General features: G+C 60.1%; 20 protein-coding genes and 1 pseudogene. 15 read left to right on the top strand and 6 right to left on the bottom strand.

Annotated features, from left to right (window positions below; genetic code table 11):
• Window positions 1-271: 271 nt before the first annotated feature.
• Both IQ26_RS01260 and IQ26_RS39905 read right to left on the bottom strand, forming a co-directional pair.
• Window positions 272-1,111: a coiled-coil domain-containing protein gene (locus IQ26_RS01260; RefSeq protein ID WP_145711632.1), complete on the bottom strand. Its 840-nt coding sequence runs from the start codon at window positions 1,109-1,111 to the stop codon at window positions 272-274.
• Between the two features lie 1,644 nt (window positions 1,112-2,755).
• On the bottom strand, window positions 2,756-3,046 hold the full coding sequence (locus IQ26_RS39905; RefSeq protein WP_208760086.1) for a hypothetical protein: 291 nt from the start codon (window positions 3,044-3,046) through the stop codon (window positions 2,756-2,758).
• Between the two features lie 61 nt (window positions 3,047-3,107).
• Here IQ26_RS39905 and IQ26_RS01265 point away from each other — a divergent pair, with 61 nt between their 5' ends.
• Window positions 3,108-3,467, top strand: a complete 360-nt coding sequence (locus IQ26_RS01265; RefSeq protein WP_145711530.1) for a VOC family protein — start codon at window positions 3,108-3,110, stop codon at window positions 3,465-3,467.
• Window positions 3,468-3,871: 404 nt separating this feature from the next.
• On the opposite strand, the gene IQ26_RS01270 is transcribed toward IQ26_RS01265, so the two are convergent.
• Window positions 3,872-5,593: a hypothetical protein gene (locus IQ26_RS01270; protein WP_145711532.1), complete on the bottom strand. Its 1,722-nt coding sequence runs from the start codon at window positions 5,591-5,593 to the stop codon at window positions 3,872-3,874.
• Window positions 5,594-5,955: 362 nt separating this feature from the next.
• On the opposite strand from IQ26_RS01270, the gene IQ26_RS01275 reads away from it, so the two are divergent.
• From IQ26_RS01275 to IQ26_RS01300, 6 genes are all read left to right on the top strand, one after another.
• Window positions 5,956-6,255 carry a hypothetical protein gene (locus IQ26_RS01275; protein ID WP_240546950.1) on the top strand — a complete coding sequence of 100 codons (300 nt, stop codon included), beginning with the start codon at window positions 5,956-5,958 and terminating at the stop codon, window positions 6,253-6,255.
• Window positions 6,256-6,325: 70 nt separating this feature from the next.
• Complete coding sequence (locus IQ26_RS01280; protein WP_407660304.1) at window positions 6,326-7,099, top strand: transporter; 774 nt, start codon at window positions 6,326-6,328, stop codon at window positions 7,097-7,099.
• Between the two features lie 100 nt (window positions 7,100-7,199).
• A complete protein-coding gene (locus tag IQ26_RS01285; protein ID WP_145711535.1) occupies window positions 7,200-8,090 on the top strand; it encodes a porin family protein in 891 nt (296 codons plus the stop codon).
• A gap of 214 nt (window positions 8,091-8,304) precedes the next feature.
• Entirely contained in the window at window positions 8,305-9,564 is a 1,260-nt protein-coding gene (locus tag IQ26_RS01290) for an alpha/beta hydrolase (RefSeq protein ID WP_407660303.1), read from the top strand.
• A 59-nt stretch (window positions 9,565-9,623) separates the two neighbouring features.
• A complete protein-coding gene (locus IQ26_RS01295) occupies window positions 9,624-9,803 on the top strand; it encodes a hypothetical protein (RefSeq protein ID WP_145711537.1) in 180 nt (59 codons plus the stop codon).
• Window positions 9,800-10,216: a hypothetical protein gene (locus IQ26_RS01300; RefSeq protein ID WP_145711539.1), complete on the top strand. Its 417-nt coding sequence runs from the start codon at window positions 9,800-9,802 to the stop codon at window positions 10,214-10,216. The genes IQ26_RS01295 and IQ26_RS01300 overlap by 4 nt, the downstream gene beginning before the upstream one ends.
• A 404-nt stretch (window positions 10,217-10,620) precedes the next feature.
• Here IQ26_RS01300 and IQ26_RS01305 read toward each other — a convergent pair whose 3' ends face one another.
• Together IQ26_RS01305 and IQ26_RS01310 are read right to left on the bottom strand one after the other, a co-directional pair.
• Window positions 10,621-11,148, bottom strand: coding sequence for a hypothetical protein (locus IQ26_RS01305; protein WP_145711541.1), 528 nt, complete (start codon window positions 11,146-11,148; stop codon window positions 10,621-10,623).
• A gap of 477 nt (window positions 11,149-11,625) precedes the next feature.
• Window positions 11,626-13,791 (bottom strand): mechanosensitive ion channel family protein, encoded by a 2,166-nt coding sequence (locus IQ26_RS01310; protein WP_240546951.1) that lies wholly within the window; start codon window positions 13,789-13,791, stop codon window positions 11,626-11,628.
• 1,437 nt (window positions 13,792-15,228) lie between these two features.
• On the opposite strand from IQ26_RS01310, the gene IQ26_RS01315 reads away from it, so the two are divergent.
• From IQ26_RS01315 to IQ26_RS01345, 7 genes and pseudogenes are all read left to right on the top strand, one after another.
• Complete coding sequence (locus tag IQ26_RS01315) at window positions 15,229-17,607, top strand: arylsulfatase (RefSeq protein ID WP_145711543.1); 2,379 nt, start codon at window positions 15,229-15,231, stop codon at window positions 17,605-17,607.
• Between the two features lie 86 nt (window positions 17,608-17,693).
• Window positions 17,694-18,698, top strand: a complete 1,005-nt coding sequence (locus tag IQ26_RS01320; RefSeq protein WP_145711546.1) for an HAD family hydrolase — start codon at window positions 17,694-17,696, stop codon at window positions 18,696-18,698.
• A gap of 92 nt (window positions 18,699-18,790) precedes the next feature.
• Entirely contained in the window at window positions 18,791-19,204 is a 414-nt protein-coding gene (locus IQ26_RS01325; protein WP_145711548.1) for a hypothetical protein, read from the top strand.
• A 69-nt stretch (window positions 19,205-19,273) separates the two neighbouring features.
• Window positions 19,274-19,717, top strand: a complete 444-nt coding sequence (locus IQ26_RS01330) for a YidH family protein (protein ID WP_145711550.1) — start codon at window positions 19,274-19,276, stop codon at window positions 19,715-19,717.
• Between the two features lie 36 nt (window positions 19,718-19,753).
• Window positions 19,754-21,244: pseudogene (locus IQ26_RS01335) on the top strand (arylsulfatase); the annotation flags it as partial.
• Window positions 21,245-21,381: 137 nt separating this feature from the next.
• The gene (locus IQ26_RS01340; protein ID WP_240546963.1) at window positions 21,382-22,293 is read left to right on the top strand and encodes a formylglycine-generating enzyme family protein; all 912 of its coding nucleotides are present in this window, start codon (window positions 21,382-21,384) and stop codon (window positions 22,291-22,293) included.
• 7 nt (window positions 22,294-22,300) lie between these two features.
• Window positions 22,301-22,642: a DUF1622 domain-containing protein gene (locus IQ26_RS01345; protein WP_145711554.1), complete on the top strand. Its 342-nt coding sequence runs from the start codon at window positions 22,301-22,303 to the stop codon at window positions 22,640-22,642.
• Window positions 22,643-22,727: 85 nt separating this feature from the next.
• Here the strand turns inward: IQ26_RS01345 and IQ26_RS01350 are convergent, their stop codons facing one another.
• The gene (locus IQ26_RS01350) at window positions 22,728-23,903 is read right to left on the bottom strand and encodes a hypothetical protein (protein ID WP_145711556.1); all 1,176 of its coding nucleotides are present in this window, start codon (window positions 23,901-23,903) and stop codon (window positions 22,728-22,730) included.
• A gap of 458 nt (window positions 23,904-24,361) precedes the next feature.
• Here IQ26_RS01350 and IQ26_RS01355 point away from each other — a divergent pair, with 458 nt between their 5' ends.
• Complete coding sequence (locus IQ26_RS01355) at window positions 24,362-24,856, top strand: hypothetical protein (protein ID WP_240546953.1); 495 nt, start codon at window positions 24,362-24,364, stop codon at window positions 24,854-24,856.

Consider the following 24,856-nt stretch of genomic DNA (forward strand, 5'->3'; position numbering starts at 1 on the left):
GCCGACGAGAGCAGGATGAAGAATAGGTGTTCATCCCGGCCTAAAGCGCGTCGCGTTTGAACGGATTCATGCGACGCGCTTTAGGCTCTTTTTTATGCATGTCGTTATCGCAAAACCGCTGCACACTTTTGCGCGACATGCATTAACGCCTTGTTTTGCCCGAAGCGACCGCGGCGCCGTGATCTCTCCTTGCCTCAGCAGTGTATCGCGAGAGGGTGCGTGGCAATCATCTCAAAGCCTGGGCGTTCAACAGGAGGGCCTGCGCAGTCGTTCACTCCAACGTCGCGTATCTTGGCCTGAGGGAATAGGGAAGCGGGATGGAGCGCACCCGGGCAACCCGCGACGGGTTGCGAGCCTTGCTGCGCGCAGTCTTCTGGCTGACAGCCTTCATCCGGCCGGTAGCGGCTGCGGCGCGGCCAGAGCGCGGCTTCTGCGGGGTTTCAATCTGCGCGCTGCGACGCTCAGCCCTGAGCCTGTCATTGTCCGCCCGCGCGGCGGCCAGGTCGCGGGCAAGAGAAACAGTGGCTTTACGTTGCTTGTCCAGAGCTTCCCTCAGCCTGGAGACCTGTACCAAAAGCGCTCGGGCGGCGTCGCGCTCGAGGCGAGCTTTATCGAGCTCCTCATGGGTCGAGACTGCTGCAGCGCGTTCCCGTGCCAGAGCCTGAGCTGTCTCGGTTGCAGTCTGCTCGGCACGCTCTCTCGCTGTGACTGCACCGGTCCGTTCCTGCTCAGCCGCGTCCGCGCGCTCCACGAGCGCGGCACTGGCCAGTTTCATTTCCGCGAGATCGCGACGAAGGTCCTCTGACTTCTGGCGCTCGTCGTCGAGCATTCCGCTCGCTTGCGCCAGCGAAGCCTTGGCCTTGGCACGGTCCTTAGCGGCCTCGGCCTCAAGCTGCTCAATTTGTGCCCGCGCTCGCGCTAGATCGCCCGTCAGCCGGTCGGCTCGCTGACGCTGCAGATGAGCATCGGGCATCTCCGTAAAGACATAGTTGGTGGCTTCGCGCAGCAGCGCGCGGGCATCTCCCGCAATGCGCCGCAATGCGTCAAGCGTGCGGGCTGCCTCGAGCTCCTTGCGCAATCGCTCCTCGCGTGCTTTGTCGGCGGCTGCCATGCTTGCCCTCAGCGCATCGATCTGCTTGTGCGACTCGAGGAGCGCTCTCTGCAGAGCGGCGCTCCTGGCGCGCTCGCCTTCCGCCGTCCGGTGCGCCAGGCCGGCCAGTTCCCTCGCACCAACTGCCTGAGCACCGGCTGTCCCCAATTGCACCCGGGAAGCCGTGAGATCCGGGCTGAGCAATTCGACACTCGTGCGCCTGCCTCCGTGGGCTGGTCTGTCTAATGCAGCACTCGCCTGAAGCTCGACGAGTCGCGAAAGGTCCCTATGGGCGTAGCCTTGAGCCTGCGAAATGGCGGGGGCGATTTCGACCCAGTTTTGTCTCGTCATCGCATAGCCAAGCGGCACGGCCAGACAGATTGCGGCGACGCCCAAGCGGGACACAAGGCCGATCGGCCTGCCAACGCGAGGAGGTGAGGCCGTCGCGATGGTCGGGTCGGGATCCAGGCTGAATCCTCCGCTTTGAGCTGTGGCCTTCAAACCGCGACGCGCCGGATTGGCCAACCGAGCAACTTTGCGCGGAGGAGCCTTATGACCCAGTTGGTTCCATGCTGACCCGTAAATTCGCTTCCCAGGTTCCGCGAGCGCGAGTTGTCTCGGCACACGGCTCAGAGCCCTCAACACTGGAATGCTTAGAGCGGCAAGATTAGCCGCCACCTGCCTATAAGCATAGTCAGCGATTTCTCTGATCGATGTCGCAAGCCGGCCGGATTGCGGTATGTTCCTCGCGGAAGCGACAGCGTCGGTCTGGGCCACCGGCGAGCTCTCGCAAGGTTTGGAGATTACGTCGAAATACTCGATTCGCACCCCGAACCGAAGGTAATTGGCATTCTGAGGCCGAACATCCAGGTCTGCCATGTCTGAGGCCACGGCAACCTGAGAAGAAGAAGCTGGCTCGGTTGCAAGGTCGGCCGGGCTTTCCCAATCCCAAGAAGACTCCTCGGGGAGATCAGATATGCATTCGCTCAGGTCGGCATCTGGTTTCATGCGACGCCGTTGCACAGCGATAAGGATACGCCGGAGCAAAAGACAGACGCCCACCGATGCAAGTGCTGCTATCCCGCCCAGGACCGCGGGATCTGCGTTGTTTGCGTAAATTTCGGCAAGATGATTTGGCATTGCCGTGCCTGTGCGCTCTTGTGTGTATTCTCAAGCTCGTGAAGCGGTGTTTGGTCCCTCACCTTGGTGCTGGCTAAAGCCTTCGGTCGCTCTCGAAGCTGTCACTTTCTTCGAGGTCCCTCCAGTGCTCGAATTGTTGTTGCATGGCGGAGCGCCGGTCGCGCGCTGTCGACATGCCGGCGCAGATGACGTTTGTTTGAAACGAAACTTGAAGATGCCGTGGCGCCAATTGTCGGTCGCCAAGGGCGCACAGGCTCTGAAAAGCCGACTTGCATCTCTGCATCTCGACGTCCCGAGAGTTCTCCCACGGGTGCGTATCGTTGCGCATTTCCGGCTCTGGACGGTCCATTCTGATCTAAGCTAGGTCACAGACCGCCACGGTCAACCGTCACTCATATTAAACGTCGATCGGCAGCACTTCGGCCATGCAAAACGGCCGTTGCAGCGCCCGCTCTTGGTGGCGAATCTGGGTCGGTGCATGCACCGGCAATTGCCGCGATTTACCTTGTCCGTCAGGACCTGTGTTTACCTGCCCGGGTTGTCGGCCGTTGCGTCGGTGCTGCTGCGCTGGGCGTTAGCGCCGTCGCTCTGTTGCTCGGCCCACCCACCCGGACCGGTCGGAAAGCTAGGCTCTCCTTCCGCCTCTAGGCTCTCGTGGAACTCAGTGGCAGGTCTTCCCGGGTATTCGCGGCCGCTCGACAGGTGCCCTTGATGACCGGGATGGAGCTTCGCTTCATCGTTGCGGGCTTGGTCCGGCGGTTGGGCAGAGGCTGCCGTGGCAAACAGCGATCCGGCGATACGCTTTTCGTCACCCATGGCAGGGGAACCTTGCTGGTCGAGTAGGCGTTCATACAGCGTCTGGCTCGGGGAGGAACAAATGAACCTGCAGAAGATCTACACCGCATTGCTCACCGCAGACCTTGTGGCGGCCGAAGGCTGGTATACGAAGCTGCTCGGTCGTGGACCGGATTACCGGCCGATGGACACGCTGGTGCAGTGGGAGCTCTTCGACCAGGGCGGGGTAGCGCTTTCAACCGACAGCGAGATCGCCGGCAGGGGCGTGATATTCCTTATCGTCGACGATGTCGCGGAGGAGCGCCGTAGGCTGCAGAGCCTGCGGATCGTGCTTGAGGACGATATTGAGGGCGACTACTCGACGCTGGCGCAGGTGCGTGATCCTGACGGCAACCTGCTCACGCTGGCGACGCCGCCCTCGCGGCCCTATCCGCCGGCATGATCCCGGCGGAAGAGCGAAATCCGCCTCACGCAAGAAACGCGTCGGCCATTTCATGGATTTCGTGGCCCCCGTCCACCGAAACAGGTTGCAGCATGGGTGTCGCCGGGGAGGAGGGCAGCGCTGTCGTACTGGAGTTGCAGGGGAGGCTGATACATCGCCTTCAAAGGTGGTTTGTCACCACGGCTTTTGCGGCGGGAACAGGGTAATGCGGTGAGCGGTGAGCGGTTAGCAGGATAGGGGCTTAAGCCGCCGAAGTTCAAAATCGCGCTTGGTGCAGTATAGGTGCACAGAGCGACTGCCAATGCCGTCAGCGGCGCCAGCTTTCACGGGCGCTACGAAATCGGCTGGCGTTGCGGTGTCAGCCGGCGCGCTGAATGTACGCTGCCGTGTCCTACGGGCGGAGTTTAGGTCTGCCCGGCCAGGTCCTTGAATGCGAGTCCGGCCTTTTTGAGCGAACCGAGGAAGAAATCGACGTCCACTGGTCGAATGATCCGCATCGCGACCTCCTGCCGGAGTTTCTTGATCAAGCCTGGCGCGTTTTCTTCAAGCCAGACCCGCTCGCGCCGGGCGTCCGCTTCATATCCGCCCTCGCCGAAAATGGCGGCCGCTATGATGTGATAGTTGGCATTGCCGGGAACCGTGGCTTTCCTGATCCACATGGCCGCCTGCGGATAATCGCCGCGAAAATAGGCGCAAAGGGCAAGCGCGGTCTCGTAATAGGCCAAGGGACCCGGATTGCGTGTGCGAGCTTCCGCCACCAGCGGGCAGCCGTCGTCCCATCCTCCTGAAAGCGCCAGCCGATATCCGTACTCGCCCATCAGTTCGGTATCGTTGGGGTTGATGCTCAAGGCACGTTTGCCCACGGACAGCGCCGCCTCGATCTCTTTGCTGAAATAGAGCGCGAACATTTCCGCCTGCAGGCCGCGGATGTTGAGCGGGTCCAGCTCCACGGCCCGCCTGGCCGCGGCAAGAGCGCGAGCGATCGAAGCCGAAGTCGCGGCTTCGTCGGAAGGGTAGAGGAATCGAATCTCGTCGATATAGGCTTGCGACAGCAGACCCCAGGCCGTGGCGTAGCCCGGGAAACGTTCAACGGCCTTCTCCAGGCAACCGCGCACCGCTGGAAGTTCCTTTTGGTCGAGCTTTGCCCGGTATGCGTAGAAGGAAAGCGTGCAGGAATAGGCAGCCCAATCGTCGGGAGGATTCGAGACGTGGAGCGAGGCGTCGGCCTGAAAGATCACGCCATATGTCTGGGCCAGGCTCGTCGCCACTTTCTGTGCGATATTCGCCTCGGTCTCGAGAAGCGCGGCTACTCTTATCTCTCCATCATAACTGTCCGCCCACAGGACGGAGCCGTCGGCGCGGTTGATAAACCTGACCCGAAGCCGGAAGGAATCCGCCGACAGGTGGACGCTTCCCGCAAGAACAAAGCGCGATGGCGCGACCGAATTTTCGGAAGACTGGACGACGATGACATCCTTGAACTTAGAGAGTTGCCCGACAATTTCCTGTGTCAATCCGCTCGCAATCGCCCTGGAGGCTTCCGTTCCTGAAAGATCGTCAAACGTCTCGACCAGCAGTCGCGGAATCTCAGGCGAAGTTGGGCGGACGCCGCCGCTCGCCAATCCCAACGCCAGAACAGCCAATGCCGCGACGGTAGCCGCGAGAGCTACCGTCAGCCATGATGCCCTCATCCATCGAGGAGGGGTCGGGACTTTCTCTGCCCAGTTAACCGGCAAGACCGGCTCAATGGTCTCGGGGGGCGATCGCGCCGAGAACGTTGGAACGTAACCGCCCTTCGGAATCGTGATGAGAATTGGATCGTCGTGTCCGGCAGTCAGGTAGTAGCGCTCGAGCCCGCGCCGGAGGTGGCCAGCCTCGATGCGGACAATCGGATCCGTCTGCGGGTCGAAAGACATATCGCGGCCGAACACTTCGACTGCGATCGAATAGGCTTTGATACGGTCACCGCGACCCTCCAACGTCTCCTCCACCACATGGCTGAGGAAGCGGCGTTCGCGACCGGTTGCATCGAAGTCCGCGCTGTTGAGGATCAGGGCAAGCTGGGCACGACAATCCTCTGGGGACAACCCTATGCCCCTCCCTGCGGCCGGTTCCGCCCGGATCATCTTGGTTCCCTCGCCTGACGTTCTGGGGTGACTACTCCCAGTTATATTTCTTTTTTCGCCGGTCACCTCTCGCTATGCAATTTTACATGCGTGAGCCAATTCCTGCAATACTCCTGGTAGTAGTCTGAGCGGATAACATCCGGATGACGGCGACGATTGTGCCATGCAGCGGCAGATGACACCGATCGACAGTTAGGCGACGTCACCGGCAACGCAGTTTGCATTTGCGAGGCTTGGTGCCCACCGAACTCGCTACGGGATGTTCAGAAATTACCCTGTCACCCACGTAACTTACATTCCGCAGCCGCCTCCATGCGATAGGCTACGGTGGTTTCGGGAAAATACGAATTTGCGCCATGAGGATGGACGACGAACCGGCTGATAGACAAAGAGCGGTCTCGGCGGCGGTGCGTCGGTTCCCGCAGTTTGAACTGGCGATCCATCGACTGATGGACCGAAGTGAGAGCTTTCAGGATATGTGCGAGGAACTTGCTGAAGCGGAGCTCGCACTGTCGAGGATCGATAGGGTGCCGCCGGCATTGCGCGAGTCTAGACGAGCCGAATGGCAGGAACTGGTGGATCGGCTGGTTGGGGAAGTCGGAGCCGTGCTGCACGCGGACGCCACCCGGAAATCGCGTGTCATTCCTTGGCCGCCACGGTGAGCGGCCAGAATTAGCGGAGGCTGGCTTGGAATTTCTGTCAGGCAATCGACCTCTGCAAACCATAGCAGCCGTGCTCCCGGCCCTGCTTGTCGCCACGGCGGCGTGGGCCCAGGATGACACCCAGGATCTCGCCAAGAAGCTATCCAATCCGATCGCCTCGCTGATCAGCGTGCCGTTCCAGTTCAACTACGACAGCGGCTATGGCCCGAACGATGGTGACAAAGCCTATGTCAATGTGCAGCCGGTCATCCCGATCACGCTCAACGACAACTGGAACCTGATATCGCGCACCATCTTGCCGATTGCCTGGCAGCACGACATTGCAGGACCATCCGGCGACCAGTCCGGGCTCGGCGACATAACCCAAAGCCTGTTCTTCTCGCCTTCCCAACCCACAGCGAGCGGGATCATCTGGGGTGTCGGCCCGGTGTTTCTATTGCCCACTGCGACTGACGAGTTCCTTGGCGGAAAAAAATGGGGAGCGGGACCGACCGGCGTCGTCTTGAAGCAATTCGATGGGTGGACGGTCGGCATGCTGGCCAACCACATTTGGTCATTTGCAGGCGACAGCGACCGCAGCGATATAAATTCCACTTTCCTGCAGCCTTTCGTCTCTTACACGACGAAGGATGCCTGGACCTTCACGCTCAATACCGAGAGCGCCTACAATTGGGAGACGCATCAATGGTCGGTCCCGATCAACTTCCAGGTCTCGAAGCTGGTTGTGATCGACAAGCAGCCAATCAGCCTCTTCGCCGGTGTGCGGTATTGGGCGGTAAGCCCCGATAGCGGACCCGACGGCTTCGGATTCCGCACGGGAATTACCCTGCTGTTCCCGAAGTAGACCCAGAACTATCCTTCCTTGACAGCAACAAATGAACCGCTGTCGACATGAAAAACGATCGGAATCCGATATCCATTAGCTGAGCGGCGCGAATACATATATGGTGTCACTGCGGGCGTGCAGTGATGATCGCATCGGACATGAAGTAAAAGACGGAATTAGAGGGGACTTCGATATGGGGATCATCCGAGCTCTCGTGTTGGCTTGGGCGGGAACAGCGGCAGCGCTGTTTGCGGTGCCGGCGATCGCCGCGGACGCTGCGACGCAACTTCCTGAAACCGCCCCCGCGCCTGCTGAAGCCGCGCCCGCGCCGGTCTGGACCTTCACCGCAGAGCCCTATTTCTGGATGGCAGGCATGAAGGGCAGGGTCGGCGTCAGGGGCCTGTCGCCGGCGGATATCGATGTCGATTTCAGCCAGATCTTCGACCACATCGATTGGTCTCCCCCGCCGGTCATGTTTGCCGGTGAGGCGCGCAATGGCCGCTATGCTCTTTTCACCGACTTCATCTACCTGGGACTCGAGGCCGATGGCACGTCGGCAGGCCCGTTGGCTCTTTCGGCCGAAGCGGACATGAACACGGTGGTGTGGACCTTCGGCGGCTCCTATCGGGTCCTCGACAATGGCACCGCGACCTTGGACGTTCTGGCCGGCGGACGGCTCTGGTACCTGGATACGGATTTGACCGTTACTGGCCCTCTCGCCACGAATGAGGCCAGCGGCAGCAAGACCTGGGTCGACCCCTTGATTGGTGTGGCCGGCGATGTTGCTCTCGGTAACGGATTCGGGCTCCATGGCGAGGCGGATGTCGGTGGCTTCGGTGTTGGCGCCGACATCGATTGGCAAGTGCAGGGCACGCTTCAATACCGGTACAGTGATTCGGTCACGCTGGAAGCGGGCTATCGCTACCTTGCCGTAGACTACGACGACGACGGGTTTGTGTTTGACATAGCAATGCAGGGACCGATCATCGGCGCCAGATTTCGGTTCTGATTGGATTTGAGCCGGGGGTCAAATAGATCATGGCCGCGTGTCTGAGTAATCGCATCGCGAAGTTCGCGCCAGCAGTACAGTGCTGATCGTTTCCGCTCCTGGTTGCGGGGCGGCTTTTGCTGCCCGAGGACGCTTTGGGACGGCTTCGAAACGGGAGGAGAGTTTGGGGAACTGTTTCGTGAGCCTCTCCAAGGTCAGGCGTGTCAGCAACGTTTTGCTGGCGTCGGCATTGGTTGGCCTGCTGTGGGGGTGCGCGTCCCGTCCGACGAATGTGCTGCTGCCCGTGGCCGATACCTCCCCTTCCTCCAGCAAGGTGGAGATGCTGGTCGCAACGACACGCAGTCGTTCCTCCAATCCGGCACAAATGTATACGGGCGAGCGCGGACTGGCCCCTTCGTTCGCGGAAATCACGGTGTCGATCCCTCCGGCATCGGTCCGCAAGGTTGGAGAGGTGGCATGGCCCAAGAAGCTGCCATCGAACCCGGCAACCGATTTCGCGGTTGTAAGAGCCGAGGAAATAACTCCGGAGACCGCGAAGGAGTGGCTTAGCGCCTCCGTCACGAAGAGCCCGGATCACAGCGTCCTCGTCTTTATTCACGGATTCAACAATCGCTTTGAAGACTCGGTCTATCGCTTTGCGCAGATCGCGAAGGATACGGGCACGCAGAGCGTCCCGATCCTGGTCACATGGCCCTCCCGAGGCAGTGCGCTGGCGTATGGCTACGACCGTGAAAGCACCAACTACACGCGAAATGCCCTCGAACTGCTGTTCCAATATCTGGCACGCGATCCTGAAATCAAGGAAGTTTCGATCCTCGCCCATTCGATGGGCAACTGGCTTGCGTTGGAAGGCTTGCGCCAGATGGCCATCCGCAATGGCGGCCTTCCAGCGAAGTTCAAAAACGTCATGCTGGCCGCGCCCGACGTCGATGTCGACGTGTTTCGCACTCAGATTGCCGACATGGGCAAACAGCACCCGCAGTTCACCCTCTTCGTCTCGCAGGACGATCGCGCGCTCAAAGTTTCGCGACGGGTCTGGGGCAATATCCCCCGGCTCGGATCAATTGACCCGGAACAAGCTCCATACAAGGAAGAACTCGAGAGCAACAATATTACCGTCATCGATATGACGAAAGTCAAATCGGGAGATCGCTTGCATCACGGCAAATTCGCGTCGTCACCGCAGATCGTGCAACTGATTGGGACGCGTATTGCCGGCGGCCAGACGTTGACCGACAACAGGATAGGCCTGGGCGACACGATCATTCACGCAACGACCGGTGCGGCGGCAGCGGCGGGCAGCGCGGCAGGGTTGGTGATTGCGGCGCCTGTTGCAGCGGTCGATCAAAACAGCAGAGAAAATTTGGGCAGTCACATCGGCGCCCTGACAGGTTCTGAGACCGGCCAGAAATCGAGTGCTGGCGTCAAGAATTGCGCCCTGCCAGCACCGTCCGCGAAGAAGTGCAAGACATAGTGCTTTGAAGGGCACCCCAGATCCATGTCGCCGGACGGTAAAGCTGGGAGAACAGCGCGATGAAACTCAGTCGACGCTATTTCAGAATAGGTTCGGCGCCAGCTCTGGGGCTTCCAGCACTTGGCTCCAAAAGCGCGCAGGCTGCTGAAATAACCGAGGCTGAAGGCCGCGTCATCGCCAAGGAGGCCTACGACAAAGCAATCGAGATGCCCGATCAGCGAAGGGAAAGTCAGCAATGAACGCGGCACGAAAGTTATTCCTCATCGTGATTGCGGTGACCGAGACGCCGACAGGTTTCGCTCTTCTTTTGCTGCCTTCCGTTCCATTTGCGCTCCTGCTTGGATTGGAACGCGACACGGTTGAAGCAATTTTTGTCGGCCGCATTGCGGGCGCTACGCTGCTTGCTATAGGTGTCGCAAGCTGGATGGCGAGAAAAGACAAGTTAAATCCTTCACTATTCGGATTGCTTATTGGCATTCTGATCTACAACACAGCCGTATCAATTCTCCTCATGTACGCGGGTGCGGTCCTAAAGATGACCGGCGTCATGCTTTGGCCCATGGCTGCATTTCACGCACTTCTTGCCGTCTGGAGTTGTCTGCTTCTACGTGGCGTTCCGAGCGAACTCCGCCGACAAATCGGTGGCAACTGAGGGGTCCTTGAAATAGGACAACGTCACGTTGCTTGTGGGCATATCGCGTGATTTCGCGGCGATGCCGGCCGGCTAAGGAAACGCTGTTTTGGGTAGATTGTCATTGAGGTAGGCGGATCGTGCATCGCCTGCCAGGATAGCAAGGCCCTCAAACATGCGACAACGTTCTCTTTCCGGCGCGAATGCTTAGAATGGGTCGATATTGCTGAAAAAGTCCGCGACTAAGCCAGTTAGGACGCTTGCCGCGACTGCGCCCGGCGGACGATGGCGCTCCGCGCCACCCAAGAAATACACCGCGCCCGGTGCCCGATTAGGCGTCGGGTGGAACAGAATTGCCAATTCTGTTCCAAACGCCAACCTCGCGTTCCGGACCCATGAAAGGCAAATGAGCGGTCAGAGCGGGGTCACTGCGTGAGGCACTTGTGGCCCATTGCCATTGCCTTGTAAGTCCCCTTCAGATCGACGACAAAGGCCCCCTTGGTTTCCGGAAACACGATCATTTCATATTGCTTCGCTACGTCGCGCTTGAACTTCGGGTCGTCGGTCAAGATGTAGCCGCCAGAATATCCGCCCTTGAGTTCGCCGCTCGTGCTGGTGGCCACACCCTCGTAGAGACGGCCGCCGATGGAGACGAAGATTTCCGACTTGGTCCCGTTCTGAAGGCCGATATCCTGCTTCGTGAACACCCCAAGATACCCGACCTCCCGATTTGCGGTAACGCCCATTTGCACCGAACTTGGGCCATCTGAGTGCACGATCAAGCAATCTCCGCGGGTTTGATTGGCGTACACGGTCCAGCCCTCGACGTCGTCCCCGTATCGGACAAGCACATCGCTGGCCTTGGGAAGGGGGTTTTGATCTTGTGCGTAGGCTGCCATCGCAGACGAAAGTGCTACTGACGTTGCCGCGATGAGTGTCATGAATTTTCGCATCGATATTCCCCTTTGTGTGCAGGCTAAATTGTTTCTGGCTATGGGCGCCCTATTCGATTGCTCAGAGGCTGCTGTCCTCTTGCGGGGCGAGGCGATATTGCGCGCTGTGAGTGACCTTGGCCGATCGGCTCACGTCAGGGAACGTAAATAACTGTAACCTACGGGCTAATGCTGGCCAGCGCATTGCGGACCGTTCAGTCCTCGACGCCATCGACAAATGGCGGTTGGCACACATACGAACGCCGCCTAATGTCTTGCCATCCGACTATGTTCGTCAGAACGTCCGCAACGACGGCATGATGTCGGTTTGCCCCCATTGCGGCCGTTCCTGAGAGATAGCCGACATTCCGCGAACGACTATCACGCGACAGCCATTGCCCTTTGGTCGGATGTCGGTTTTGGCACGGCCCGAATTCATCGATGCCTTTCTCAGAGAGTCAGGCCGAGTTCGGATGACGTGGACAGGACCGCGCAGCTCTATGGCGTGCCACTCACCGCCTCCAAGGGGGCCTTGCTCTTTTTCAGGATTTGGTCTGCCTGATGAGCAGCGGCCGCGGTCTCCCCGCCACTCTCGACGTGAACGGTGGGAACCGCGATCTTGATGCCGTTTTCCTCGAATGCCGCCTTGATCATCATGAGTGCGCGCCGCTTGATGCCGAATTGGGTACCCGGCTTTGTCATCAGCTTCATCCTGAGAACGATCGCATAGTCCCCGAAATTGTCGATGCCCTGCATCTTGAGCGGCTCAATCGTGTCGGCCGCAAATTCAGGATCGGCTGCCAGTTCCAGGCCGATCTTCTTGATCAGCTTGCGCGCTAGGTCCACGTCGGAATCATAGGTCACGCCGATCGTGATCTTGTCGATCACCCAATCCCTGCTCATGTTCTGGATCGCCCCGAGCTCACCGAACGGGACGGTATAGATGGGGCCGCGATGATGGCGCAGCTTCACCGAGCGTAGGCTGAAGGATTCGACGGTTCCCTTGTAGCTGCCGCTCTGGATGTACTCACCGACCCGGAAGGCATCGTCGAGCATGTAGAAGACGCCGCTGAGCACATCCTTGACCAGGGTCTGCGAGCCAAAGCCGATAGCAACCCCGAAGATGCCCGCGCCGGCGATCAACGGGGCGATCTGCACGCCGAGCCCCGAAAGCACCATGAGAACGGCCACAGTAGCAAGCAGCACAGCCAGCATGTTGCGGAAGATCGGCAGCAAGGTCCTGAGCCGGCTCCGGCGTGCCGCCTCAGCCGGCGTGATTGTGTCGTCGACCGCGGCCAGTTCCAGCGTCCGGCCGATATAGGCTTTCGCCAGTTGCCAGATGAGATCGGCAACCAGCAAGATCAGGGCACCGTGGAACAGGCCGCGCACGATCCGGTTTATGGTGGTATTACCTTCTGCCATTGCACCTGGGTCCAGGCGCCAGACCAGGCTCAGCCACAGCACCGCGAGCAGGATCACCAGCGCGCGAACGCCGCGGTTGATCAGCACTGTGCGAACGGAATTCGCCGAGGTGGCATTGTCCGGCCGGACCACCAGCGCCTCTGCCACCTGGCCGGCGATGGTCAACGCCTTTGGCAAAAGCAAGGCATAGATGCCGAGCCACAGCGCGCCGTTGAGACCGGCGACCCAGAGCCCCCAGAGGAGAACCAGGTAGATGGTAAGGAGCCATTCCCTCGTGCTTATGCGCTGTGTGGTCGCCGGGCGGCCTGGACGCCGCCAGACCATCTCGACGGCGAGGACCAGAAGCCCGATCCCCAGCAGATAGGCGATCAAACGCGTTGCATCCGGCGAAAAGCCCAGGTGCGGAAGCAGGCTGACGGTCGCCCAGCCGGCCATCAGATAGCCGGTGAAAACGGCCAGCCGGCGATACCAGAAATGGGCTTCGGCATCGCTCGCCGGAACAAGCCGGAGCGGTTTCTCCTGTCCCGCCGGAATGGCGCCGCCATTCGGTGCAAGCAGTATCCTGCCGATGGTCATCACCAGCCGCGCGACGATGAATGCGACCAGATAGGTCAGGATGACAACGCGCAGCAAGGCGGGCCAATCGAAGGCCAGGAAAACCCCAGCGCTGACGAGGGAAAACACGACGAGCGGCGCCAGTTCCGCGAATAATCGGGCGGCACGATTGCCCTCGCGTGCGGCGCTTGCACCGGCTGCCTGGCCCGAGCCGGGCTGCTTCACTCCGCCCACCGCACGCTTGAATAGCCACTCCGCTCCGAAGCCAAGCGCCAGCAAGGCTGCGAAGAGAACAAGTATGGTGGCGAATCCACGGTTGTTGATTTCTGACCTCACAATTCGGACGGTGTTTGCGGCCTCGCCCGGGATGCGCGGAACCGCGCTACGCAACGCAACGAGATGGTTGCGAATGAGGCTGTCCCAGACCGCCATCTGGGAGGCGGCTGGCGCAACTGGCTTGTCCGCAGGGGGCACTGCCATGGCGTCCAGCCGCGCGCGGATATCGGGATCATCAAGCATCTTGATGAACGCCTGAAATTTTTCATCCGCCACCGGCACGGTCGAAGTTTGCTGCGCCTGCGCCATCGAGGCGCTGCCCATTGCCGCCAACCACACCAATGCCAGCGCGGCCATGACGCACACCGCCAAAAATGGCGACTTTTGCCGGGATACCTCGATCGCTCTCATGCCGCCCTCCAGCGAAAATCCGATCTCGACTGATCTACCCAGTCACCGAGCCGGCTCCCAATAACAACCAATCCGTCGAGCCACATTATCACCAAAGCTCCACTTTCTTTCATGCTTTGAGGCATGCTTGGCGAGATGGATTTCGCGATTTCGTCCCTCGAGTATCCCGCTGGCCTCCCCGTCAATCAGCTCGGCCGCCTAGCATGCGGTCGAGTTCATCCGGCAAGCGGATGGAAGGGTCTATGTCACGGGCCTTGGCTGCATTCTCCTTTGCCCGATCTAGTCGCCTTTTGCGTTGTAAGCGATGGCGATGACCGCATAGGCCTGAGCGTTGGCGGGTTCATGGCTGAGCAGCTTTGCCGTGACTTCAATTGCCAGGCCTCAGCCTCTCGTAGAGCAGCTCCTACTGTCGCGGAATGCCTCAATTTGCGGGTCGCAAATTCAGCATGCGGCATGCGTCGCCTGCCGCCGAATATGATTGCTCCCCGCCAGGAGGTTTTCCATTGTTGCCATAGGGCCATCACTTGTGCGCTAGAATGCGCATAGTCTTTTTGATGGTGCCAGTATCAGTATGTAAGTTACGTAGTCGGACTGTTGCTGGCGAAGCTGTATCCGCCGGCGGCCGAGGATCGCCACGCTTGTGGCAGGCGGTCCCAAAGAACCCGCAACGTCTTCCCGATCCCACCAAGCTATTGCGCTGTATCGCTACCGGGAGTTGTATCTCCCTACCGGCCATTGTCGTGTCGAGCTAGATCGCATCCTTGACAGCCCGCTTTCGATGCAACTGCCCGCGAACGACGCCTTCTCGGCCATGCGGCCGAAGGCAACGTCGTCGGCTTGCTTCGACCCGCAGAGGGGTCCGATCGTTTGCAATGAGGCTGGCCCTCTTGCGCCGCTCCGTCGAACGAAACAAAAAAAACGGCTACGTTCCAGCGCCCTCGCTGCGAGCGCCCCCTCGGTCGAGGCGGTCGTGCCTCGCGAGCACCGTCGAGAAAATCGCCACTCAACCACTTCGCTGGCGAAGGCCGTCATCGCTTATGGCCATGCCTTCGGCCTAATCGGGGACTCGTCAGCCGAAGCACGCCCGAAATTCCACGACTGCTCGTCGAAACGTTTGATGATCTGACTGTAACCCAAGCCTCTGCAGCCATCGCATCGTGCGCTGAGCATGAACGCCCCTGGCTCGAAAGATGTGCCGGTTTTGGTGAAGGCACGCGGCAAGGTCTCGATGCGGTTTATCCGTTCGGAAGACGTGGAGTTCTTCCTTGGCTCATCGAGGAAGCCGGACTCACCCAAGGACCGACTCTTGCGCTGGCCGAGCGGATTCTGTCCGTAGGTTACCGTTAATTACCTTCCGCCCCGAGCGGCAATAGGCGAACCTCACTTACTTGCCCTTCAAAGCTATGTGGCGAGAGCGCCGCCAAATGGGAGATCACGATGAGCGATGGCATAGACAACATCAACCGCGGCGTCCTTCCAATACCGACACGTCCGCGAACCGGTCTCATCACCTACGACGCCAAGGATCCGGAATCGAAGTATCCGGTCATCGAGCAACTGCGTCCGCCAAAGGGCGCCCCGAACGTCTTGGTGATCCTGATCGACGATGTGGGCTTCGGCGCCTCCAGCGCCTTCGGCGGTCCGTGCCAGACGCCCAACGCCGAACGCCTGGCGGCCGGCGGTCTCAAGTACAATCGCTTCCATACGACAGCTCTTTGTTCGCCGACGCGCCAGGCGCTGCTCACGGGTCGCAACCACCACTCGGTCGGCATGGGCGGCATTACCGAGATCGCCAGCGGGTCGCCCGGCTATTGCTCGGTCCTGCCGAACACGGCTTCTCCACTGGCAAAGACGCTGAAGTTGAACGGCTATGCGACCGCACAGTTCGGCAAATGCCATGAGGTCCCTGTGTGGGAAACGAGCCCCGCAGGCCCGTTCAACGCGTGGCCCACCGGTGGCGGCGGCTTCGAATATTTCTACGGCTTCATCGGCGGCGAGGCACACCAGTGGTACCCGTCTCTCTATGAGGGCACCACGCCGATCGAGGTGCACAAGACGCCGGAAGAAGGCTACCACTTCATGGCGGACATGACCGATAAGGCGATTGCCTGGGTCGGCCAGCAGAAGGCGCTGATACCGGACAAGCCCTTCTTCATGTATTTCGCACCCGGCGCAACCCACGCTCCCCACCATGTTCCGAAGGAGTGGGCGGACAAGTATAAGGGCAAGTTCGATCAGGGCTGGGACAAGCTGCGCGAGGAGACCTTCGCCCGCCAGCTCAAGCTCGGCGTCATTCCCTCCGACTGCCAGCTGACGCCGCGCCACGAGCAGATTCCTGCTTGGGATCAAATGCCCGAGGAGATGAAGCCTGTTCTGAGGCGTCAGATGGAGGTCTACGCCGGATTCCTGGAATACGCCGACCACCATGTCGGACGGCTCCTCGACAGCCTCGACCAGATGAAGCTGACGGGGGACACGCTGATCTACTATATTATTGGCGACAACGGCGCTTCGGCCGAGGGAACGCTGATCGGCTGCTATAACGAAATGGCCAATTTCAATGGCCTGGCCGCTCTCGAGACGCCACAATTCCTCATGGAGCGGCTGGACAAGCTCGGCGGACCGGACTCCTACAACCACTTTGCCGTCGGGTGGGCGCACGCAATGAACACGCCCTACCAGTGGACAAAGCAGGTCGCTTCGCATTGGGGCGGGACCCGAAATGGCACGATCGTGCACTGGCCAAACGGTATCGCAGGCAAGGGCGAGATTCGCTCCCAGTTTCATCATGTCATCGATGTCGCACCGACCATACTGGAGGCGGCAGGGCTCCCTCAACCACAGGCGGTAGACGGGGTTGCTCAGATGCCGATCGAAGGCGTCAGCATGCTCTATTCGTTCAATGAAGCGAAGGCAGCGGAGCGGCACGAGACGCAATACTTCGAAATGTTCGGCAACCGTGGCATCTACCACAAGGGTTGGACCGCGGTGACGCGCCACAAGACGCCGTGGCTGCTGCACGGAGAGACGGTTCCCGCCTTCGACGACGACGTCTGGGAGCTTTACGACACCAGCAAGGACTGGAGCCAGGCCAACAATCTGGCAAAGCAGATGCCGGACAAACTGCATCAGCTTCAGCGCCTGTGGCTGATCGAGGCCGCCCGCTACAATGTGCTGCCGCTGGACGATAATGTCGCCGCTCGCTTTGACTCTGATCTGGCAGGACGGCCGGTTCTGATCAAGGGGAAATCCCAGATCCTGTTCGGAGGCATGGGTCGCCTCTCGGAGAACTCCGTCCTCAACCTCAAGAACAAGTCGCATTCGGTGACCGCCGAGATCGTGGTGCCGGAGGGAGGCGCTGAAGGCGTGATCATCTCGCAGGGCGCCAATATCGGCGGCTGGAGCCTCTACGCCAAGGGCGGCAAGCTCAAATACTGCTACAACCTGATCGGCGTACAGCATTTCTTCGCCGAATCCACCGACGCGATCCCGCCGGGATCGCATCAGGTCCGCATGGAATTCGCCTATGCGGGCGGCGGTCCTGCCAAGGGCGGCACGGTGTCCTTGTTCATCGACAGCAAGAAAGTCGGAGAAGGCGCTGTGGGCGCAACTGCGCCATCGGTCTTCTCGGCGGACGATGGCTGCGATGTCGGTTGCGACACCGGAGCGCCCGTTTCGCCGGACTACGGCCCGCGTGGAAACGCGTTCAATGGTGTCATAAAGGGCGTGCAGCTCGCCATTGGCGAAGACGCCGACCGTGCCGACCATCACGTCTCGCCGGAAGAGGCCCTTCGCGTCGCACTGGCGCGGCAGTGATGCCGCGCTGAAGAAAACGCCAAGTCCATTCAAAGGATGCGCCCGTCCCGAGGGCGGGCGCGACCCTGGCGAACGAAGAAAGTGCAATGAAAATCAAAGACGGCCTTGTGACTGCTGTGTTCGCTGGCACTCTGGCTGCCACCACCAATGCACACGCTGCCGATGCACTTCCATCCTGGAACGAAGGTCAAGCCAAGCAGTCCGTCGTCGCGTTCGTCGAGCGGGTGACAGCGCAAGGCTCTCCCGATTTCGTGCCCGAGTCCGAACGCATCGCGACATTCGATAATGACGGCACGCTCTGGTCCGAGCAGCCGATATACTTCCAGCTTGCTTTCGCACTCGATCGCGTGAAGGCGTTGGCGCCACAGCATCCCGAGTGGAAGGACAAGGAACCCTTCTCCTCTCTGCTTAGGGGCGACCTCAAAGCTGCGCTCGCCGGTGGCAAGCCGGCAGTTTTTGAGATCATCGTCGCGACCCATGCGGGGATGACATCCGAGGAATTTGCGGGTGTTGTCCACACCTGGATCGCCACCGCGAAGCATCCGAAGACCGGCCGCTTGTACAGCGAAATGGCCTATCAGCCGATGCTCGAACTGCTCGCCTATCTCCGTGCCAATGGCTTCAAGACCTTCATCGTTTCCGGCGGTGGCATCGAGTTCATGCGGGTCTTCGCCGAAGAAGTCTACGGCATCCCGCCGGAGCAGGTGATCGGCAGCAGCGGCAGGCTGAAATTCGAGATCCGTGATGGCAAGCCGGTTCTCGTCAAGCTGCCGGAGGTCGACTTCATCGACAACGAGGCCGACAAACCGGTCGCCATCCAGAAGCATATCGGCCGCCGGCCCATCGCGGCATTCGGCAATTCCGACGGCGATCTGCAGATGCTGCAATGGACGACGGCCGCGTCTGGGGCGCGCTTCGGACTGATCGTTCATCACACCGATGCGGAACGCGAATGGGCCTATGACCGGCAATCGTCCATCGGCCTTCTCGACAAGGCGCTTGATGAAGCCGAGGCGAATGGCTGGACCGTCGTGGACATGAAGGACGACTGGAACACCATTTTCCCGAACCTTCACAAGGTCGAGCCATGAGCGGTATCACCGACGTTAGAGTATCTGATCAAGCATCCGAGAGGCGCAGAGCCGGAAGTGGGCTACCGGCTTCGCACGAGGAATGAACAGGGATGGCAATCGAAGACATTCTGCAACGCTTTTGGGAAGACCTCGTCGCAAGGCCCAGTGGGCCACTGGCGCTTCGGTTCCTGCTTCAGCCGGTAATGGCGACGCTCTTCGCGATACGTGACGGCATCAAGGACGCGCGCGACGGGCGCTCGCCTTATTTTTGGACCGTCCTGTCAAAGCCTGACGAGCGCCGCGCGCGCCTTGTTGAAGGGATTAGATCGACGGGCAAGGTTATGGTGCTCGCCGTGATCCTGGATACTGTCTATCAAATCATGCAGCTCCGGACATTCTATCCGTTTGAAGCTGTGGTCGTCGCGATTGTTCTCGCCTTCGTTCCCTATCTCCTGATCCGGGGACCCGCGGCGCGCATCGCGCGCTGGTGGAGCCGCGCTCGTCTCGGACCAAATCATGAGTGATCAAGAAGCCTTGGGGCCAATCTCGCACGCTGAAACAATGTCGTTGAATAGGGAATTCAAGGGATCAGAATGGTGAGCCAGCCCGCGGATGAGAACCCGCCAAGATTTGAAGTCCATGTGACATCGGACAGTCATTTCTCTTGGCTGCGTACGCGTCTCAGCGTCGAGCGCACGCTGATGTCGTGGGTGCGAACGGCCGTCTCGCTTATCGGCTTCGGCTTCACGATCGTCCAGTTCTTCGAGCGGTTTCAGGACATGCAAGGCGTCGCCCCGGCGCTTCGCCCGCAGTCGCCGCGCGTTCTCGGCCTTGCGCTCATCTTCGCCGGCGTGGGTGCGCTTGCTGTCTCGCTGTGGCAATACCGATCGCTACTTCGTTATCTGTGGAGCAAACAGTTCGCTGCGCTCGCCGGAGTGGACAAGGACCAGCACAAGACGCCGCTCTTTGCCGTCACGATCGTTCTGTTGCTCATCGGCATTCTCACTTTCATTGCCGTGCTGTTCCGGTTGGTCTGAAGGCAAGGATGGCGCAGCATCCGACAACATAGGGAGGAGACGAAAATGGCAGACAAGAAACCGAACATTCTCATCATCTGGGGCGACGACATCGGCCAGTTCAATGTCAGCGCCTACAACCAGGGTATGATGGGCTACAAGACGCCCAACATCGACAGCATCGCCAAGGAGGGAGCGCTGTTCACCGACTGGTATGGGCAGCAGAGCTGCACCGCGGGTCGTGCGGCATTTATCACCGGGCAGTCGCCCATCCGCTCCGGCCTCACCAAGGTCGGCTTGCCGGGAGCGCCCGAGGGCATGAAGAAGGAAGATCCGACGATCGCCGGCCTGCTCAAGAACCACGGCTACATGACCGGGCAGTTCGGCAAGAACCACCTCGGCGACCGTGACGAGATGTTGCCTTCGAACCACGGCTTCGACGAGTTCTTCGGCAACCTCTACCACCTGAACGCGGAGGAAGAGCCGGAAAACCCCGACTATCCGAAGGAATCGGAGTTTCCGAATTTCAAGAAGAACTTTGGTCCGCGCGGCGTCATTCACAGCTTCGCCGACGGCCGCCTCACAGACACGGGTCCGCTGACCAAGAAACGCATGGAGACCTTCGACGAAGAGGTCTCCGCCAAGGCGATCGACTTTATGGAGCGCGCCAAAAAAGCGGACAAGCCGTTCTTCCTCTGGTGGAATTCCACCAAGATGCATATCTTCACGCATCTCAAGAAGGAGGTACAGGGAAAGACGGGGCTCGGCATCTATGCCGATGGCATGGTCGAGCACGACCGTCAGGTCGGCGAGATGCTGGCCAAGCTCAAGGAGCTGGGTCTCGATGAGAACACCATCGTAATGTATTCTACCGACAACGGCTCGGAGTCCTTCTCCTGGCCCGACGGTGGCACGACGATGTTCCGGGGTGAAAAGAACACCAATTGGGAAGGCGGCTATCGGGTGCCGTGCGCCATTCGCTGGCCCGGCGTGATCAAACCCGGCACGGTCATCAACGATGTCGGATCGCATGAGGACATGCTCACGACCATCCTGGCCGCGGCTGGCGAGCCTGACGTCAAGGAGAAGCTCCTGACGGGTCACAAGGCCATGGGCCGGGACTACAAGGTCCACCTCGACGGCTACAACCTCATGCCCGCATTGAAGGGCGAGGCCAAATGGCCGCGCCAGGAGTTCATCTATTGGACCGATGACGGCAGCGTCGCCGCCCTGCGTTACGGCAACTGGAAGGCTACCTTCCTGCGGCAAGACGCACACGGCCTGCACGTTTGGCAGGAGCCCTTCGTGGCGCTGCGTGCACCGATGTTGACCAATCTACGGATGGACCCCTTTGAACTCGCGCATCAGATCGGCATGGACTATGGCCGCTGGTTCGCCGAGCACATGTTTATGATCGCACCCGCGGGCGCCTTCGTGGGACGATGGCTGCAGAGTTTCCGCGAGTTCCCGCCGCGCCAGAAGCCAGGAAGCTTCAACCTCGACCATGTGATGGAAGCGGTGACCGGCACAGGCGGAGGCGGACACTAGCGCCATTGGCCGGGCGGCGGGCATCCCGCCACCCGGCGCTGCCTATGATGGGACGATACAAAAGGTGCTCTGTTGTGAATGACTCTGTTGATCTGACTACGCGCGATCGAAATAGCGCCGTGCCGCCTTTCGAAGGCATGGTGTGGATTCCTGGCGGTACGTTCCTCATGGGCTCGGACGAGCATTACCCGGAAGAGGCGCCGGCTCACCGTGTCAAGGTGAGTGGCTTCTGGATGGATTGCCACACGGTAACCAATCGCGAATTCGAACGTTTCGTCGCAGAGACCGGATATGTGACGCTGGCCGAGCGTCCGGCGGATCCCGCAGACTACCCCGGAGCGATACCGGAACTCCTGGTGCCGTCGTCCTCCATGTTCAAGAAGCCGGCTCAGAAGGTCGACATGCGGAACTCTTACAACTGGTGGGTCTATGTAAGCGGCGCCAATTGGCGCCATCCGCGCGGCCCTGCGAGTTCCATCAAGAAGCTGGGCGACCACCCAGTGGTCCATGTTGCGTTCGAGGATGCCGAGGCCTATGCGAAATGGGCGGGCAAGGAACTGCCGACCGAAGCCGAGTGGGAGTTCGCAGCCCGCGGTGGACTCGACGGCGCCGAATTTGTCTGGGGTGACGAACTGACGCCAGGCGGCAAGCATCTCGCCAACACTTGGCAAGGCGAGTTTCCCTATGAAAATCGCAACGAGGACGGCTACGAGTGGACGGCTCCGGTCGGTTCGTTTCCGGCCAACGGCTTCGGGCTCCACGATATGGCGGGCAATGTCTGGCAGTGGACTACGGATTGGTATCAGGAGCACTCGCGGATCGACAGCCCGTGCTGTACGATCGACAATCCGCGGGGCGGCCAGCGCGAAGCTAGTTTTGACCCTCACACCCCTGAGATCACGATCCCGCGCAAGGTAACCAAAGGCGGCTCTTATCTATGCGCGCCCAATTACTGTCGGCGATATCGGCCTGCAGCGCGCATGTCGCAGCCGGTTGATACATCGACCTGCCATCTCGGCTTGCGCTGCATCGTTCGTTCACGCTCGTGAGGGAGTGATGCAAGAGGGCTTCGCCGTCATCACCGGGTATGCCGTCCTCTTCATCGATGCTATCGCGCTGATCGCTATCGTCGTCGGGACAATTGAGGCATTCGTCGGCGCCATTCGCGCGATGTTGGCCCCTTCGGGACCAACCGAGGGACGCGTTGTCTGGCTGCGCTATGCTCGCTGGCTGGTTGCCGGCCTAACCTTCCAGCTCGCGGCCGACATCATAGAAACTTCGATTGCACCGGGCTGGGATGACATTGGACGACTAGCGGCAATTGCGGTGATCCGAACGTTCCTCAATTACTTCCTCGAGCGGGATTTGCTCGAGGTGAGGGCGTCTCAGCAGACTTGACGGGAGCTATTGCAAGGCAAGGAGAATTTGGATGCTGAGGTGCGGAATCCGTATCGTCGCCCCGGTCGTGATCGTCATTCTAGCTCTAGAAAAGCAGTGTCTTCAGTCCTGCCAAGATTTCCGCCATGGGTAGCGCCAGGAACACGATCGGAACGAACGGCAGCAGCAATGCGATGCAGAGTATGACGATGCTTTTGAGGTCGATCGGCACTAAGCGCAGCGCGTAAACATTTGCGACGATCGCGTACAAATCGGTAGTCGCCGAGAAGTCTGGCTTCTCGATCGCGGAATTGTCGACGGGTCCATTGCGTCCAAGCCATTTCTCTTCGAAAACCGCTCCGACCCGGTTGGCAAGTGCGCCGTATTCGAATGAGCCACGCTGCAACGCCTTCATCAGAATCGGCGTAAAAAAGAACAATGGCGCGGCAAACAAGGCGACGACCGCCACCAAGAGGCCGGCACTGAAGATCGTGTGGTCTCTCGACAGCGCCCCATCGACCAAGACAATATTCGCCGAACGCCCGGCAACGATCGTGGCCAGTGCCATCGCTATGAGGGAAAATGCCCGCAGCGAATATCCCAGCACGGCAAGGCCCGCTGCGCCATCCGGATGGGATGCCATGAGGCGGAGGTCGATCCGGGCGATCCGCCACAGAAGATGCGCCCACAGCGCAAACCTCCACCCCCAGCCAAGCAGCAAGGTCAGGAGCAAAGGGAGACTCACCAGCACGTGCCACCAGCCGGCTGGCGAGAAGGCAGGCGCGAAGCCGCCAGTCTTGTGCCAAACTGGAAGCTGGTCGAATGGCAGCGAAAAGACCGCCGCAGACGTGAGGAGATAGGCCAGAGCGATTACAATAATTTCTGCGGCGCGCGAATTGAGCTGCGCTCGGGTCGATGCGACGGCAGCGTCATATGTCCCACGGTCCTTATCGGTTACAAGCCCGGCGTCAGCAAAGTGCCGGACGATGGCATTGAGCCTTGATGCGCACTGCGCTTCGGCCAGGACGAGTAGTGGTGCGGCGATCAGATACCGCGCGTGCACACCCGTCTCCCAAAGGAGCGACGTAATTCCGTCGGTGTGCATGGTCACATTTTGAATGCCGGCTAAAACGAGAAGGGGCGCCCAGCCTACCGCACCGACGATCATCGCGCGGCGGCCAACGTTGAGTTGACTACCCTTAACAAAGCCGAGACGCCGCTGGAGCCCGACAGGCGGACCATTCTCAAACAGTGCTTCGTTTGCGTGCAGGGCTTCGTTCATTTGCGTGTGCACATCTGCTTCCGATCCCGCCAGCGCGGCTCATCAGCATAGAGATGTTCCCAGTTGGCGCTACGGTTCCAGGGGAATTAGTTCATCGATCCCGGCGAGAGTTTAAGCTGATCTGATTTCCGTTTGTCCATTCCGGGTCCGATCGACCTTCTCCCGCGATCGGAACAATCCGCGGGACGTCTTTTGGTTCGTACATGCCTGCAGCAACCGAGGCGTAGATCGCCTCGAGGGTGGCGGGGGGACCGTGGCCGCTGCACACCAAGCCTACGAGGCCTCGAAAAAGAGCAAGGCCCCTTTGGAGGTGGTGAGGGACACGCCATAGCGCTGGGCGATATTGTCACCTATGAGTACTGATGAACGGGAGTGACAGTGTCGACCCAAGGGTTTAGATTCGACTATACTTCCCGGGCTGTCGAGAGCGCCGCAATCCGGCGCGGAGGGGTTGGGCGATGGAAGAGATACATCCCGCTGCGGTGAAGCATCTGCCGCCGTTCATTACGCCTCCCGGTCAGACTGACATTCTGTTCGTCGTGATGACGGTCTTCCTCATCGGCATCGTCCTTATCATCGGCAACCTCTACCTGCGCCTCCATGCGCTTCCCGAGCAGGTGGCGCATCGGACCCAAAAAGTGCAGATGGAGATCGTGGCGATCCTGGCGGTTATCGCGCTCTTTACCCACAACCACCTGTTCTGGATTGCGGGCCTGCTTCTCGCCTTCGTTCAGTTGCCGGACTTCTCGACACCGATCTCTTCCATGGCCAAGTCCCTCGAGAAGCTCGCTCATGGCGGCGACCGCCGCCGCAGGGAGGAGTTGACTGTGATCCCTGAGGCAATGGCCCAGTCCCTCGAAATGCCCATCCACGCCGCCCGCCGCAGCGACGAGGCGCTAGAGGTGGTTCCGGGGACACCTCCCTTGACCGACAGGCTGGAAGCGCGGAGCTGA

Source organism: Mesorhizobium tianshanense, from assembly GCF_007830515.1.
In the GTDB taxonomy this organism is placed as follows: domain Bacteria; phylum Pseudomonadota; class Alphaproteobacteria; order Rhizobiales; family Rhizobiaceae; genus Mesorhizobium; species Mesorhizobium tianshanense.